The sequence below is a fragment of the Halomonas sp. MS1 genome (genome assembly GCF_024182575.1).
In the GTDB taxonomy this organism is placed as follows: domain Bacteria; phylum Pseudomonadota; class Gammaproteobacteria; order Pseudomonadales; family Halomonadaceae; genus Vreelandella.
Genome location: NZ_CP098926.1, coordinates 3957636 through 3973614 on the forward strand (window position 1 = coordinate 3957636; position 15979 = coordinate 3973614).

General features: G+C 48.2%; 10 protein-coding genes and 1 pseudogene. 4 read left to right on the top strand and 7 right to left on the bottom strand.

Features of this window, described 5'->3' with window-relative positions; genetic code table 11:
* Window positions 1-413: 413 nt before the first annotated feature.
* The gene (locus NF683_RS18355) at window positions 414-884 is read left to right on the top strand and encodes an antitoxin Xre/MbcA/ParS toxin-binding domain-containing protein (protein ID WP_253920660.1); all 471 of its coding nucleotides are present in this window, start codon (window positions 414-416) and stop codon (window positions 882-884) included.
* 384 nt (window positions 885-1268) lie between these two features.
* On the opposite strand, the gene cas6f is transcribed toward NF683_RS18355, so the two are convergent.
* Genes cas6f through NF683_RS18375 form a run of 4 tightly spaced genes read right to left on the bottom strand, consistent with a single transcriptional unit; the run spans window position 1269 to window position 6231 of the window.
* Window positions 1269-1877 (bottom strand): type I-F CRISPR-associated endoribonuclease Cas6/Csy4, encoded by a 609-nt coding sequence (cas6f, locus tag NF683_RS18360; RefSeq protein ID WP_253920661.1) that lies wholly within the window; start codon window positions 1875-1877, stop codon window positions 1269-1271.
* Window positions 1874-2920: a type I-F CRISPR-associated protein Csy3 gene (gene csy3, locus NF683_RS18365; protein WP_253920662.1), complete on the bottom strand. Its 1047-nt coding sequence runs from the start codon at window positions 2918-2920 to the stop codon at window positions 1874-1876. The genes cas6f and csy3 overlap by 4 nt, the downstream gene beginning before the upstream one ends.
* Window positions 2921-2933: 13 nt before the next feature.
* Entirely contained in the window at window positions 2934-4988 is a 2055-nt protein-coding gene (locus NF683_RS18370) for a type I-F CRISPR-associated protein Csy2 (protein WP_253920663.1), read from the bottom strand.
* 4 nt (window positions 4989-4992) lie between these two features.
* Complete coding sequence (locus NF683_RS18375) at window positions 4993-6231, bottom strand: TniQ family protein (RefSeq protein WP_253920664.1); 1239 nt, start codon at window positions 6229-6231, stop codon at window positions 4993-4995.
* Window positions 6232-6510: 279 nt separating this feature from the next.
* Here NF683_RS18375 and NF683_RS21390 point away from each other — a divergent pair, with 279 nt between their 5' ends.
* Both NF683_RS21390 and NF683_RS18380 read left to right on the top strand, forming a co-directional pair.
* Window positions 6511-6816, top strand: coding sequence for an integrase (locus NF683_RS21390; RefSeq protein WP_342760365.1), 306 nt, complete (start codon window positions 6511-6513; stop codon window positions 6814-6816).
* 141 nt (window positions 6817-6957) lie between these two features.
* Entirely contained in the window at window positions 6958-9126 is a 2169-nt protein-coding gene (locus NF683_RS18380) for an SEC-C metal-binding domain-containing protein (protein ID WP_253920665.1), read from the top strand.
* 515 nt (window positions 9127-9641) lie between these two features.
* On the opposite strand, the gene NF683_RS18385 is transcribed toward NF683_RS18380, so the two are convergent.
* Window positions 9642-11744: a DUF262 and DUF1524 domain-containing protein gene (locus NF683_RS18385; RefSeq protein ID WP_253920666.1), complete on the bottom strand. Its 2103-nt coding sequence runs from the start codon at window positions 11742-11744 to the stop codon at window positions 9642-9644.
* A 274-nt stretch (window positions 11745-12018) separates the two neighbouring features.
* On the opposite strand from NF683_RS18385, the gene NF683_RS18390 reads away from it, so the two are divergent.
* The gene (locus tag NF683_RS18390) at window positions 12019-13080 is read left to right on the top strand and encodes an IS110 family RNA-guided transposase (RefSeq protein ID WP_253920667.1); all 1062 of its coding nucleotides are present in this window, start codon (window positions 12019-12021) and stop codon (window positions 13078-13080) included.
* Window positions 13081-13549: 469 nt separating this feature from the next.
* Here NF683_RS18390 and NF683_RS18395 read toward each other — a convergent pair whose 3' ends face one another.
* Window positions 13550-14077 (bottom strand): hypothetical protein, encoded by a 528-nt coding sequence (locus NF683_RS18395; protein ID WP_253920668.1) that lies wholly within the window; start codon window positions 14075-14077, stop codon window positions 13550-13552.
* Window positions 14078-14424: 347 nt separating this feature from the next.
* Window positions 14425-15879: pseudogene (locus NF683_RS18400) on the bottom strand (IS1182 family transposase).
* Window positions 15880-15979: the final 100 nt, after the last annotated feature.

A 15979-nucleotide genomic window follows, 5' to 3' on the forward strand; every position in this document is an offset into this window, starting at 1 on the left:
CGCAAAATGACATAAGTTTTCCACTTTTAAATGACATAAAGTAAAACGATCGTTTGCTATGGTAACAAAATAACGTCATAAAAAAGCATTCTGATAAACAGCTCTTGGCCGCAGCACATGATCAAAACTGCTAAGCATCCCGCTAAAATGGACACCTTACGGCTTACGTTGAATTCAGCTATAAACGCTCAAAAGAAGAACTGGTTATATGGTTGATCTGGCCACGATGCCATGTATATATTCTCTTCAAATTTCGACATAGCCCCATCCAGTGCCGATGCCAAAAAACATAGTTCACGTGCATAACCAACCATGGGATACAGACTACACTTCAACCAGAAACCATCGCTTCATGCTGTTATCTAACTCCGCTTCATGTGAAGCTTCATAACCACTACTTGACGAGGCGACTTATGCCAGAATCACCCATCTCGCCTCATAAAGCTAGGAATAATAAGCGTGAAATATGGGCAGCAGAGTTCTGGCGTTTTGTTGCAACTCAAGCGATGCGTAAAGAGTCTGAGCGTTTAAAAAGTATCCAGGAGGGCCTCTCACCAACGTTATTCCTAACAGTGCGAGAGACCTTTCAGCTACAGGATAAGCAGATTAAGGCATTGTTAAATATGTCCGTCTCGGCGGTTCACCGCCGCAGACGTGAAGGGAAAAATCTGGACTCCGTGGCATCAGAACGTCTTGATAGGGTTGCGACCGTAAGTCACCTCACGATGGAGGTATTCGAGGATAAGCTGGCCGTGATCGACTGGATGTCTAGTTCGAACGAAGCGCTGGGAGGACAGGCACCTATCATGCTCTGTGGCACTGATATCGAGGCAAAACAGGTCCGGCGTCTACTGCTTGCTTTGGAGTGCGGCGGCGTGGCGTGAAGATGGGTATTCATTACTGCACTGCAGGTGTTTTAAGAGCACAGCAGCTTATCTTCAACAATAGCCTTCACCTGGCCACAACACGAAAATACCCTCCAAGAAGTCTTGGAGGTTTGAGAACCAATACTGCCTTGCGGCGGTGTGTATCATTACCGTTGCTGGCTTCCAGTCCTAATATCAGCTGCCTATGCGGCGGTTCACGAATGGTTAGCCATTCAGTGATTATTACCGTTTTTTTCAGCTGCCTATTCGGCGGTTCACTAGACCTAGCTAGCAGTTTAAATATAGACATCAATGAGATAAGTACAAAATACTAAAAATACCTTTTTTGGCGTAATTCAGGCAGGTCATTGATAAATATCATAATATATTTTCTGACAATATTTAGGTAATCTGCTTAAGGTTTGGCACAGAACCAGAGTGTGTGTTTTGTGTAGCCAATCCGTAGCTATTGTAGCTATCACACTTGCTTTCTTCACCAAGTGCTTCAAGCTGGACATACAGCGGGAAGCGTTGGCCTGACGATCGGCTATCAATAGGAATTACGTGGCAGTGATCAACGAAGCGATCTGATACGACACTGCTAGGCATGAACATCTCGCCACGTCTTTCAGCCCGGTTTTTGCTGCGGATAAGCCGCCTCTTAATTTCGCCTGGAAAAGATTTAGCAACATGCTGGTTTCTAATAAACCTCACTTCCTCTGATATGGCTGGAACCATTTTAATATCACTAACGTCAATAAATCCTTCGTCCTCCATATTCTTAAAATAGCGCGCTGATGATAAATAAGACAAAGTGTTAATATCTTTACTCACAAAAGCGATTGAATCCCCTACTGTATCCGTAGCCCATGATGGAAAAGAAATACCAATGCCGGAACTCGTTATTTTAGAGCCGCTTATAAACCCATGTAAGCAAGCAATACACCTCCCTGCTAAAAATGCGTGATTGGATGAAGGCATTAGATATTTAATGTAAGAAAAGTATCTCATTTTTCACCTTTTTTTATTCCTTTTTGAAACATACCACCCTTCACTAGCACTGACATCACGTAGTGTGCATTAGAGCTAGCCTGCCTGGTTTCAATCATTTCCTCCGTGATACTTACAATTTCATTTAACAGCGAGTAAAAATCTTTCTTCGTAACTGGTTCACGCATAGCTAAAACCCGACTACGATCTGCACCGTATTCACTCACCCTCAAAGGGTATTCAGCACCTTCATCTAGCCACCAGTCATCAATTTTCTGAATTGCTGCTCCGACTTTATAAGCACCAAAGCCAACTGCTTGACGACCATCACTCATTGTACTTTTCATAAACTGCTTAGCCGCACTTCCGTTGCCTCTATCATCTTTATCAACAAATAATTGACTGGGGAAAATTTCTTGGCAGAATTCTGTTTTTATTTTGGCCGTTACATCAGCAAAAAGAAATTTTTGTGAGTAAGAAAGTGACTCTTCAATCTCAGTCGCAAGCCCTTCTAATGATTTAAGATCATCTCCCTCCCAAGAAGACCCCCACTCTTTATACTGTGCATCTTTAACACAATAGTTTTTTAAATTAGACGTAGAAACCTCCACAGCTATCCCTCTTGCAACTTTATTTCTCCAAAGCCATTCAGCTGAAAGAACATTTTTAGCATATCGAGTTGCTAGCTCTTGGTATCCGCCCAAGTTTCTATACGTATCAGAGAAATCTTTTAATAATTTTGTCGCTTCTGCATTATCACAGATGTTTGGTTCTAGACTGTTTGCAATGATGCGTAAAGAAAAACGACAATACACCGTATCGACTAGCGGTGGTACATAACACGTTTCGAGCATTATAGGATTAGAAAAACCCAAATCGCTCGTTTCTTTAGCACGCGCAGTCCCGGATGCCATATAGCCATCGCTAAACGTTGCCTTGGGTCCACGAAACCGCGTCACATCCGCTTGCAACGGCTCAAATTCGCTCGAATCTGTCCGGTAATAAAAAACCGCCTTGCCCGGATTGAGAGAGCGCTCATAGCTAAGATGCCTGAACGGATTCATAATTTTGATCTGCCTATGCTTTTTTCATCAGCATAGTCAAGTTCTGTCTTTTCAACCTCCAAAAAGCATTCTGCAGAAAGTGCGCTTTACCATTGAGCCTGACGCTTGCCGGTGACAACGTCTCTGTTAGACCTACCAAAGGCTCAGCATAAGCATGGAGTTCCCTGTGTGAACCAGGCCGATAGCAAGGTTCTTCAAGTAACTGATAGCCACTCATAGCAGGTAAATGATTGGGATGCTTGGACAACCATGCCACCAAGCTATCGATGCTTTGCACCTGTTTTTCTGAGTCGACAACCCAACGACCTTCGTCCGGCAGGAGCGATATGGCTGCCAATAAACTGTGCTCATCTCCATGTAGTTGGCACCACTGCAACTCTTCATGAAGTGGCGGGGGCTGCATAGTACCCCCAGCGAACCTTCCGGGGAACGCAGACTGCAACATAGGCAATTCGTCATTTCCCAGCGAGGTATCGTCTCCATCCTCTAGTCGATAACGAATAACTAAATCCATGCGTAAATCGCAAAAGCGCATATCAATAAGACCTGGCCGCTTGGGAGCCTCACCTGGCTTCGTTGGTGGCAGATAAGAAGTAGGTATCTTGACACCCGAAGAAAGCTCATACTGCCGCAAAAACCAGGCAACTCCTTCAAAGACAATGTTCCGTTTAAGGAGTTTTCGTAAACGTAGCTGGTAGTTATAGACGGTTCCCCATACTGCTAGCAGTGAAGGCAAGCCCACTAGATAGGGACAAGATAGCGCCTGTGCATCGAATACATGTAGGTTTTTTAAGTGAAGGTAATGATATGGCTCTTCAGCCATGGCTTCATCTTCTTTTATTTTCATCCCAATCAACAAGGACTTAAGCTGAGACTTAAAAGGAATTAATAAATCTGGGTGGTAAGCAAAACTTTGTGTTTGGGGATACCTTACCAAAATACTATGCAATTCTTTATTAACCTCAGGTAGAATTCCAGGTACATCCTCGTCAAGAGCAGAAATCAAAAGGCATGCTGTATTGCTCTCACGACCTGATACTTCTCCTCCTATATTTCTCCAATAGCTAACCGGGGATAGCCATTCAGATAAAGACTGCCTCAGAAATTTAATGCCATTACGTCTAACATCTCGCCTTTCCTTAGCTACCAATAAGCTTTTACTTTCAATAATACCGTTACATGCCAAGATGAACGATTGACTTCTCAAAGAGCTGTGATGAAAGTCTACACACACGCTTTCAGAAAATCTCCCACTTTTATAGCAACTATTAGATATCAAGCGAGGTGGATAATTAAGAGCGGATATATTGCCTCCAAGTGATGATGCTAAATCTCCAACACTTGAGGGATGCCAATGTTTTATTGTTGAAAAACTCCCAGCTTTATTGCGGCGAGAAATTTGAATGTCGGACAGTAATGAATGTGATGTGACAGGTGTAATACTGACATCCTTTCCTTGATAAATAAAGGTAACTTGTACTGAATGCCTATCCACATAAGAGGGTGATAAATTTTCATTGAAATAATTATCAAAAAGCGACTGAAGGTAAGTCCATTGACCATCAGACATGCCAAGATTAAGGAATTCTTTCCGCCATTTCTTTTCATTATCTGAAACAATAGTGGCCAGACAGTAAACTACACCCTTGAATATAAAATTAGTTCCAAAAAGCTTTGCTTTATTCACAGCTGCTGAGTTGTGTGACCAGCCCAAACGACTTACGCTATTATATGAAGAAACAACACTGTCCGAGGGCTTCTCAGCTTTTACTAATAATCTCTGATGTGCAACACGTGTATCAGGATGCTTTAGGTTGTGTGAGTGAACCCACTGCACTTCTTGCGCACAACTTTCCATATGCTGCCAATTTTTGAGTGTTTCAGTTGCTCTTTTTTTATTCAACAAATCGGGAGCGTACTGACGCTTATGCGATAAGTTAAGCAGCACCAGAATAGCAGCGTTAACATCTTCAGAAACCTCTAGCAGCGGCGTGTAGGGAGCGAAAGCTTTACGAATTGCTTCTGAGCGGCTTGGCTCATCGAGCTCCAACAATGTATTCAAAGACATGACGTTACCACGCGGGTAAATAGTTATTGTAAGCGCCTGTCTCAATCGGCATTCGTGATTGACTCAACTCCATGATTTCCCTTAAGTAAAACCCCCCTATACCATTCACTAGCTTTTCATGTGATTTCAAGCTAACCGCGCATTTAAGATACCCTTCTTCATAAAGTCGGTACGCTTGCTCATACGACGTGCCAAGCAAGATCGCGGCTTCCGGCATACTGATAAGCAGATCTGCAGCGTTTGGCACACGTGTTTTCGGATTCTGATCAACCAATCGTACTAAAAAATTCTCTAATGGCGTCAAGACGAAATCGCTTTCTGGATAAGCCTTCAAGAGAAGACGCGAGATACCGACAATGTTGCCAAAAACATCACGAAATGAGGTTTTATTATAATCACATATCAACTTATCGCCTGAGAGCGCAGCTTGTTCTTCTAGTTCCTCTGTAAAAACTTCAGGCCAATGCGTGAAATACTCGATAGCTTGCTCAATCGTAAGAGTGGATACCTGATCACTAGCGTCTAACATTTTATGTATGTATAGCTGGTGCCACAGCAGACACGCTAGGCGCAAACTGACTGAGTGGATGCCCAGTAGAGGATGCCTTGAAGGCGAATGTTCATCCACTACCAGGCGGCTGGCGATAAGCTGCCATTCGTCTGCTGGCTCCGAGTCAGCGTTACGAAGATCGAATCCACAGCGACAAGTATGCAAGCATTCAGAATGGGTATAATTTAATTTCTCTTCGCATTTTGGGCACTCATGCAGCATCTTTTTGCCATGATTAATGCATGCTTCATAGGGCATCCAATGCCATTCCTGCCGAATGTAGTTGGCTTCAGTGAGGCAATCCGGGCAAACAGGTATCCCCTTTTGGCGAACTAATGCTCGGGGTACGTGGCTACCTGCATAAAAAACGCTAGCGTAGCGAGAACAAAATTTCTCGCTTGAGTGCATTACTGCTAGATGTAAAAGGGGCAACTGCTCATTATCGGTCAACGACTCCACGAGCTTGAGCGCCCGAACCCGTCGACTGCTACTCTGCGCCGCATGATAGACATTTAAACGGCTCAACTCCTCTGGAAACGCCCCTGCTGCTTCATGGTCATGCAGCTGCAGCCAATCTTTTATCGCTCGACTAAGCTGCTGATAGTATTCGAAGAAATTCTCTTGCGATAGACGGAGCATGTAGCTTTCAAGTGACTCATTCATGAAAGGCGTTGGGCGGACAAGTAACTTCATGGCAACCACCTGCTAAGATATCCTTATCAAATTTATAGCAGCTATCCACCATAAAGCATAAATTTTACTAAAAAATATTGGCTTATGTAGCAAATTACGGGGATGCAATCTCATCAATTTACGAGTACGGGATATAGCCCATGGTACTTGCATATCTCCACGAGCCATTGTGATACAGCAAAAAAGACTCATCGACCTGTCCAGTTCGAAATTACCGAGCAAACTCGCATCGCTATTATCGACTGGATATAGCAGGCTCAGCTCCGGAGCAAAGATTTCTTGTTTGTCAGCCGAATCAATAGAGCAAAGTATCTTTCAAGGCGCCAATATGCCCGTATTGTGAAAACCTGGTTCACCGAAATAGGTCTAGATGCGTCAATGTATGGCACGCATACGATGCGTCGTAGAAAAGCTTCGTTGATCTACCTTCGCACGAAAAACAAAGCTTCGTTGATCTACCTTCGCACGAAAAACCTAAGGGCAGTGCAACTGCTCCTGGGTCACACGAAGCTGGAAAGCACTGTCAGGTATCTAGGGATAGAGGTAGATGGCGTGTTGGAAATGGCAGAACAGACTGAAATTTGATGAGGCTGAACGACGGCCTATTTCGGGCCGTCGTTACCCAACCAATAGCAGCCACTCTGCCCGACTGTTGTCTACTGTCCCCTATCACTGCAAACTGAAGTGCGATCAGCTTGCGATGCGCAATATCAGGGAGCGAAAGTCATGAAGAAGGTGGCCAAGCTAATGCGGCCGGAACAAGAAATCTTTAATGAATTGGCAGATCTGTGTGTCTCGCCGGGGTACGTGCATGCCATCGCTTATCTCTGCTTTCGGGACAACATGATCCGGTATTCGGGTGAGATGAAGGCTGAAGACATGCGGCAACTCTTCTCTAAGAATCGGTTAATCCGGACTGAGACATCGACCCTCATCGGCCTGTTGTTCAAGCGAGACATCGACTACACCTTGCCCACGCCGAAGACACTCGACGTCTACATCAATACGACAGAGGCGTTGCTCGAAGAAATTCATCTCACAATGTCGGATGCGTTCTGGGCTGACATTGATCCGGCTAAAATCACCGACAAAGATTTCAACCCATTCACCAGCGGTGCTGTTCTGCGAGAGCCCATTTTTTACGGGGGTGAATCTGCCTACAGCTTCCAGTACCGCGATTTCTCGCCGGGCAAATATGGGCGCGATGACGGTTGGCTCATAGCGAACAAAAAATTCTCGATCCAGCAGGCTCGCGACGTCGTTTATGCGATCTCGCGGCTGCAGGACGAAAAGGCGGTCGAGACGTTACAATCGATGAGCAAGGTCGCCCCGAAAGATTGGACGTTACTGCCAAGCTTTGCGTTTACAGTCCAGGAAGTTGCTGACTGCGCGCGGATGAACCCGACTGTCGTGGGGCATGTCTTAATGGCTTTCGCAGCACCGGCGAACGCGTGCAACGAGCAATTCACTGGGCTGCACGATTTCAACATCATAAACGCCTGTCCTCTAGTACCCATGCCTGATGGCGGGTACGCCCTCTTCCATATATACAGCTTAGTCGAAGCGTTGTATGAAGCTCCGTTCTATTGGATGGGCGCAGATAAGGCTTATGTCAGCACCGCGATGAAGCACCGCGGTCTCTTCACTGAACAATTTGCCGTCGAGCGATTAACACTGGTCTTTGGGGAGGGCAACGTTCTCTCCAACATTGACATATTCGGATCAGATGGCAACAAACGTGGAGAGATTGATGTCCTGGTGCTGTTCGGCGATCGCGCTCTGGTTCTGCAAGCAAAGTCAAAGCGTCTGACGCTGGAGGCCCGACGCGGCAATGGCTTCCAAATCCAGGATGACTTTAAGAAGAGCATTCAAGACTCAAGTTATCAGGCATACCTCTGTGCCCAACTGCTGGAAGAGGGTAAGTGTGCGTTCCGGGATGCGACTGGTAATGCTGTGACGCTGCCGGACAAGCTCAAGCGTATATACGTTATGTGTCTAATTGCCGATCACTATCCTGCGCTTAGCTTCCAGGCACGGCAGTTCTTAAAATGTACATCGACCGAGACTATCTCTCTGCCATTCGTTCTGGATGTTTTCGCGCTCGATGCGATGACAGAAATACTGGACTCGCCGCTCCAACTCCTCAGCTATATCGACCGCAGGACGGGATATACCGAGAAGTTGACGGCCTCACACGAACTAACGATCCTCTCGTACCACCTCAAGCAGAACCTGTGGCTGAATGATGAGCATACGATGGTGCTACTGGACGACGATATTTCGGCAGACTTGGACTTAGCGATGCTTGTCCGGCGAGAGGGCATTCCTGGTAAGGGTACGCCTGACGGCATACTTACAAGGTTTGACACAACGGCATTGGGTCACATGATAAAGGCAATTGAGGCCTCACCAGAGCCCGCCACCATTGATCTCGGTTTTACTCTACTGACGCTTGGCGAGGACACCGTCATTGCTGCTAGCAAGGCTATTGATCAGTTAACCCAAATGGCGGTAGTGGACGGTAAGAGCCACAATTTCACTTTAGGCTTTGGCCAAGGCGATACAGGCTTGACCATCCACTGCAGCAACGACCCGATTGAAGTTGCAGGACCGAGCCTGCAAAAGCACTGTCACGCCCGAAAGTACACCGAGCGAGCGAGAACTTGGTTTGGCGTGTGCCTTCATCCGAATGACCAAGCTCTGCGTTTCGGGATCAACTTGGATTTTCCATGGCAACAGAGTGACGAAATGGACGTGTTGACGCAGGGAATGGGCCAAGCGACCAGACTGAACGATGTCGGCTCAAGGCCACGCTCGACTGGATCGAAGGTAGGGCGTAACAAACCATGCCCCTGCGGCAGTGGGAAAAAGTTCAAAAAATGCTGCCTTTCGTAATGCGACGCTATCTAGCTGCGTTCTGAAGTCCTCAGAAAGCGGCTGTTGAACGCATGGGGGGCAATAAGCGAATTTGTTCATGGTCGCTTGTATCTTGTGCTCGCTCCATTAAGCGAAAATAGTCTACGCGTGATCGGCATATGTAGGCCGGTTTCAGCCTGTTGTGACTGGCCGCTTTGGGTGACACATGTACCCGCCCTCGACCTCTTGCCGATAGGTTTTCTTGTGATTGACCCACCAGTACGCCATGCCTATCCCCTTAATCCTTGTAGTGGATTCCGAAGCTTACGAGCAAATCATCCCTCTGCCGCGGATTTCACCGACGCGACTCGGTTCCAGTCCACTGATGCGAGTCAGCGAGGGGCGGCAACCAGGGCCCCTGAACAGGCCATTCTCGGGGTCGTTGAAGAAGGCCTCCAGGGCCTTTTCCTTAGCTTGGTTGCGCAGCCTGCAAATAGTGCTGCACCTGCTTGCGAACTTCCTGGGCGAGCGTGGCTGGCAGCTTGTGTTACCCCTCAAGACAGTGCCTGTTCGTAGGCCTGCTGGATGATCGGCAGCACCTCTTGGATATGCTCTCCATTAGCAACCCAACTGTAGACGCCACTCAAGTTGCCATGCCGGATATAATTCCACTGGTGTGTAGGATCGACTTCTTGTGCCAGCTCCGGGTCGAGCTCTTCCTGCTCTACCGCCATAATAAGCCCCAGATAACCAGACCTAGGAACTACCTGAAGAAAGCCGCTTAGAGTGTAAAACGTCACGTTCTTCTTGCTGACAATGGGCGTGATATCGTCTCCCATTGCCAATACTGCCTCTTGCAAAGCGTCATAAAGCTTCACGTTACGCTTCCCAAGCACGCTCTCGATGTCACACTGAGTTGAACGTGCCTGACGGTCCCTTAGCTCATACTCGGCAACCAGCTTGCTATCTACATCTAGTGCAGACCAGATATTGATCGCCTTTGCAGCGAGCTTCTCACCACGCTCCTGAATTTGAAGCTCGCTCCATTCGACCTGCTCCTTCACATAACGATTAAGGCGAAGCGGGCTGTCATTGAAGCCATTGTCGATAGACTTTTTATCTTCAAAACTTCTGTCACTGTACTCCGGGTTGTATCCCGTAAGCGTCAGGTTGCCCAGCCGGTGAACCCACTGATGCTGAACTTCCTTCCAGCTATTACCCAGCATCTTCCGCCACTCGGCACGAAGATTTTCATTTTGGGGCATGATGTGCTCGATCGAGAAGCTGCTCGTAGCGATCTTCTCCTTGCTGCCTCTGTTCTCAATATTAGATAGCAAGAACTTGAGTATGCGAAGCCCATACAGCTCATGATTCTTCAAGGCATACTCGAACTCTGAATCCAACGGGAAGCGACTATTTCGCTTAAACCTGGCCAGTGCTACCTTAAAGGTTTCAAACGGTTTCTCCATCTCAATTTGCTGTGCCAAGTTGGCGAAAATATTACCGAGAGACCGGGTCTGCATCCCGCATACCTGACGCCTCAGCAGGTAGCTTTCCAAGCAGTCAACGGCCTGGAGAAACTCTGCTTTCTTTAACGAGCTCTCTCCGCTTCCCGGAGAGTAGGCATCGTACAAGCGCATGATGGTTGGTGACACAACTTCAGATAGCGAGCGAAGACGCTTGAAGGCCTCTAGCAGCGACTTGTCTTGCTCTTCCCCGAACATAAAGGCAGCATGAGCGCGCGCCAGTTTCAGCAACCGTTTCAGCGACACCTCGGCGTCCTGGTCTTCAAGCCGATCGGAGAACCAAATCTTGAAAGTGCTGTAGACATCCTGAGAGCGAAGCAAGGTGCTACTTCCAGTTTCCAGCGTCAGGAAGTCTTGAATGAAGCGATCGAAGCGGTAGCTTCGATCGCTTCCAAAAAGCTGCTCCATTGGGTACCAGTATTCGAGATACAGCCTAGTCTGCGCCTCGTACTGCTGGCGCATCAGAACATAGTTGCGGATCAAATCAGCCTGGCTTAGATCCACACCTGTCGAGTTCAAACTCTCGAAAATTGCCTGCGGATCATCTTGTCCCTGTTGAAGAACGACCTCTACAACCTTGATCTTCTGAAAACCCTGGAAAACCCGTTCAACTGTTTCGATATCAACTAGCCATTCACAGAACAGCTGAAAGTTTTCTGCAATATTTTTGCTGTGAGTACTCTTCGGGGGCTTCCCTTCTATCACGGCACAAAGAGCTTCACAGTCTCCCTTCGTAAGCAGCAACTTATAGGCAGCTTCACCTTGACCATACTCATTGGTAAGAAAATACCCATGGATTGCCTTGAGCGGCGTCATCCCGACCTGCTCGACACCAAGATCAGCGGCACGCTTGGCCAGGGCGGCCATGAGGAGAGTAACAGTGGTGAGGCGCTGCTGCCCGTCGATCACCTGCCACTGGGGAATACTCGCCATGGTCTGATGGTTGGGTATCAGCACCAAAGAGCCTGTGAAGTGGCTCTCGACACGCGGGTACTTTCCAGAACGAAGGATATCTTGAAATAGCTGCTGGCAATGCGGCTCCTGCCAACTATATTTGCGCTGGAATATTGGAATCAGGAACTGCTTGGGTCCCTGAAGTAGCTGGGTAAGAAATACGTCTCTAGCCTGCATGCTTGGCAACCTCTACATCTATTCGTTTGGGCTCTCAACGGCAGCCGTTTCTCCGGCTTGACACCCTGGCCTAGTAGATCTGGGCCAGGTGTTCAATGCTTAGCTATCATCTTTCGGCACGCTAAGTTCTTTTATTCATGCATAACGCAGAGCGACGCGGCGGCCCGTCGGGGGCGTCCGCCTTACGCGGTTTGATACTCATTGAGCCTTCTCCCCCAGCTCAGCCCGTTTGGCTAAGCTGAAAAGGCGACCAAACCTAGCAGGAGAAGACTCAATGAACTTTTACAATAGCACTCATCGTCACTACTGTGTCATTGATCTACATGCCAGAAGCCTTTATGGCCTTTATGGCCTTTATGTCTGTATCCTCAATCAACAGGGAGAAACCCTGTTGCATAAAGAGATTCCCGCTAGCCCAGAACCTCTACTTCGGCTAATCGACACCTACCTGGATGATCTAGTGATCGGCGTCGAATGCATGCACTGCTGGTACTGGGTCGCTGATTTCTGTGAAGACCACGGCATTGCTTTCATTCTCGGTCATGCCCTTTATATGAAGGCCATTCATGGTGGTAAAACCAAGAATGATCGCGTGGATTCTTACAAAATTGCCGCGCTTATTCGCGGTGGCAACTTCCCCCTCGCTTATGTCTACCCACGCAACATGCGAGCTACCCGTGACCTGCTTCGCCGCCGAACTGGGCTCGCTCGCCACGGCGCTGATCTCAAAGCTCATGTTGCCAACACAACGAGTCAGTACAACCTGCCACCCAACAAGGTCAATTTAAAAAATGCCAGTGCCAGAGAACAATTGGGCAGAACCTTTGATGACCCGTTTGTTCAGCGCAATATCGATCTAGATATGGCCGTTTTAGAGTGCTACCACCGGGAACTAAGCCAGGTGGAATGGCTATTGGAAAAGCAGGCTAAAAAGCATCAGCCTACCTACTACCACTTATTAACAACCATTCCCGGCGTTGGCCGTATTCTGGCCCTCACCACTCTATCTGAAGTGGGTGATATTCGACGTTTTGAATCTGTTCAGAAGCTTGCCTCCTATTCCCGACTGATCAAGTGCAAAGCCGAATCGGCCGGTAAGACCTATGGCACCCAGGGCAACAAGATTGGTAATGCCCATCTAAAGTGGGCTTTTTCTGAGGCTGCGGTGCTTTATCTACGCGGTAATCCAGGTGCACAAAAGCTGTTGCAACGCTTCCAGAAACGCATGGGTAAAGCCAAAGCCTTATCGGCCCTGGCCCACAAGTTGGGGCGTGCAGCCTATTTCATGTTAAAGAACGAAAAGGTATTTGATGAACAACGCTTTTTAACGAGTTAGTCACGCAGCAGGATGATGATCAACGTCTAACTGGATCATCATGGAGTGTGCTGAAACAGGGTGTCTGCTGACTGATCTTGAGATCTGAAACCCGACTTCTACACCCAACTCGAAGCCCGTCGCTTTGATTATCCATCCTGCTGGCGTGCATCAACACCCTGAGCGAGTGGGCTTACACCGGCGCTGAACCTGAAACTAACTGGGACTGTAGAGTAACCCGCTTTTTGAATAGGACAGATGCTGGTTAACCGATGAATGTCTAGTGCCCCAGACCAACCTGCAAGGAGCAACCCGGTTTTGCAGTGGTAAACCACCACGTTAAGAGAGCCTCAATAGGTGTTTGCTGTAAGCCACTCACAGCCAACGATGACAGATGAAGTAGGATCACTGGCTCAGGGACTTGATATTGACCGCTTACGCGGCCAATAAAAATACTACGGCCTATTGACAGACAGAAGGCTCATAGGTGTTACGTGCACTCCTCCTGAGGAAAGAGCTGATTAATGAAGTCAGCACAGACTGTGATGTGGTGCAGACAGTCGCCCGCCAACATTGATGAGCCGTGAGCTTGGGAGTTTCTTAGATCGGGAATACCCTTGAGCATCGCTTTACACCATTCGTTGTCTGGTGACGGGTTCTCAATGTGACGAAATCCGGCGTCAGAAACCCAACCATTAGTAAGCGCGACCCGGAGAAGTTTGCCTAGCATCATATGCTTTTCAGGCTTCACTTTGAGCTTGAGGGCGTACTCGATCAGGGTATAGATTTTCAAATGCACTTCCGGAGCCAGCGCATAGAAATAGTAGCTATAAAGCGCCATATTTTTTGCGACATTGAACTGCCCTTTAATCTCCTCAGGGACCTGGCGATTTAGACGCTCTTGCGATAAGAAATCGTGCATCTTTTCCAGGCTAGGAACACCACCACAAACCGCACCCATGAGACGGTGCTTTTCGTCCATTTCGGTTAGCTCATCGAGGCTCTTGAGTTCTTCCATGGTTTCCTATGCCTTACAGGTATTAGGTAGCACGCGCGTTTTCCCACTTGAACGAGCGTGCACGCTCAATGTTCTTATACCGCCACATCAAACCTTTGATTTTTATAAAATCCCCATTGATGCTGCGATATAACACCAATAAACACGCATGCCGCCTTTGCCGGGAGGGCCGCTTTGAGTCCTGGCCGTGTGGAAACTGAAAAAATATGGTCTGACTCAAAAATAGTACCCTTCAGCTGCCCGTTGGCCCCTCCTGAGCCATTGCTACGATAATCGCCGACCGCTGCTGTTGTGAGATGTGACAATTATAGAATCATCAGAAACCAACTACATTCGTGACCACGGCCCTAGAAGGCAGAGAAAAAAAGGGCTGTTACGCCCTCGCAGCCCTCATTAACTCCCAAGATCTTTATGACGCGCTTCAGGTCGTACGCCAACACATGAAGACTCATTTCCGTGCTCACATTTCTGAACCGCTTTGTCGTGAAGTGTGTCGCCCCCATTCAAGCCTTCAGCGTGCCGAATGGATGCTCCACCGTCTGTCGCCTCAGGCGCATCATCTCTGGATTCCAGTCGAGACGTGACTGCGCGGCTTCAAGCACATTTTCATGCTCCCAACGCTTGATTCGCCTCTGCTTGCCCGTCGTGCATTTCTCTCTGATGGAGCAGCTTGCACATGCTGAGCTCCAGTAAGCATGCAGCTTCATCCCTTTCTCTATCGTTTCGAAGCGCCACGTAAGCCTCTGCCCAGCGGGACAGGAATATTCATTACTTTCAGGCAAGTACCGGAATGCGGCTCTTGGGAAAAAGCCCTTTGCCTGGTTTGGAGATGTCATCGGCTTGGGGAGATAGGTAGTTATCCCTTCCTTATGGCAGTCGAGAATTTTCTCGCCTTTAAAGTAGCCTCTGTCAGCCACGACCTTCAGCTCCTTGATGCTAGTGGCTTCACGAGCTTGCTTCGACATATTGAAGAGCTGTCCCCGATCATGCCCGACGTTGGTCACCTCATGGGCCAAAATCAGATGGTGCTGGCTATCAACAGCTGTCTGCACGTTGTAGCCTACTGTCCCGGTGCCTCTGCCACTGGCGGCCATCGCCCTGGCATCTGGATCCGTCAAAGATACTTGCTGATCCGGACATTGTAGCCGCTGTTCCTCAACTGATTGTAATCGTGTCGTTTCTTCCCCTAGCTTTATGATTTTTTCCTTCAGGTGTTCCGTCTTAGCCTCGGCCAGAGCAGGCTCCGCGCGGTCGGCTGTATCTAGCTGACCAAGATACCGGCTGAAGCTTTCTTCGATCTGCTCAAGGCGACGCTTCATCTTGGTCACTGTGAAATTGCGATTGCGGTTGTTGACGGCTTTGAACTTGCTGCCATCGATGGCTACGATGGCTTGGGAGAACAGCCCCAGTCGCCGGCAAAGCACGATGAACTCTCGACACACACGGCGGATGGCATCCCCATTGTCCCTTCTGAAGTCTGCAATCGTCTTAAAATCCGGTGTCAGGCGCTCTGTCAGCCACATCAGCTCGGCATTGCGCTGCGTATCGCGCTCTAGGCGGCGACTTGACTGGATGCGGTTAAGGTAGCCGTAGATATAGAGCTTCAGGAGTACAGCGGGATGATAGGCGGGCCTACCTGTTGCATGCAGATCGACGCCCTTGGAACCAAGCCCTCTGAGATCGAGACCTTCTATGAACGCCTCTATGGTACGGACAGAGTTATCGTCTGCGATGAAGTCGTCCAAAAGCGCAGGGAATAACGTACTTTGATTTCGAGCCTCGCCTACCACGAATCGCTTCATCACTATTTCCTCAGCGAACCTCGTCAAAGTATAGCGACCATCACGTTTTCACACAGCCTCAGCCAAAACGGACGGTGAAGCAACGCTCATTAATATCTGT

What these genes read in the sequence shown, in the direction of transcription:
- NF683_RS18355 (WP_253920660.1), top strand. Translation starts at nt 414, where the DNA reads ATGCCAGAATCACCCATCTCGCCTCATAAAGCTAGGAATAATAAGCGT.
- cas6f (WP_253920661.1), bottom strand. Translation starts at nt 1,877, where the DNA reads ATGAGATACTTTTCTTACATTAAATATCTAATGCCTTCATCCAATCAC.
- csy3 (WP_253920662.1), bottom strand. Translation starts at nt 2,920, where the DNA reads ATGAATCCGTTCAGGCATCTTAGCTATGAGCGCTCTCTCAATCCGGGC.
- NF683_RS18370 (WP_253920663.1), bottom strand. Translation starts at nt 4,988, where the DNA reads ATGTCTTTGAATACATTGTTGGAGCTCGATGAGCCAAGCCGCTCAGAA.
- NF683_RS18375 (WP_253920664.1), bottom strand. Translation starts at nt 6,231, where the DNA reads ATGAAGTTACTTGTCCGCCCAACGCCTTTCATGAATGAGTCACTTGAA.
- NF683_RS18380 (WP_253920665.1), top strand. Translation starts at nt 6,958, where the DNA reads ATGAAGAAGGTGGCCAAGCTAATGCGGCCGGAACAAGAAATCTTTAAT.
- NF683_RS18385 (WP_253920666.1), bottom strand. Translation starts at nt 11,744, where the DNA reads ATGCAGGCTAGAGACGTATTTCTTACCCAGCTACTTCAGGGACCCAAG.
- NF683_RS18390 (WP_253920667.1), top strand. Translation starts at nt 12,019, where the DNA reads ATGAACTTTTACAATAGCACTCATCGTCACTACTGTGTCATTGATCTA.
- NF683_RS18395 (WP_253920668.1), bottom strand. Translation starts at nt 14,077, where the DNA reads ATGGAAGAACTCAAGAGCCTCGATGAGCTAACCGAAATGGACGAAAAG.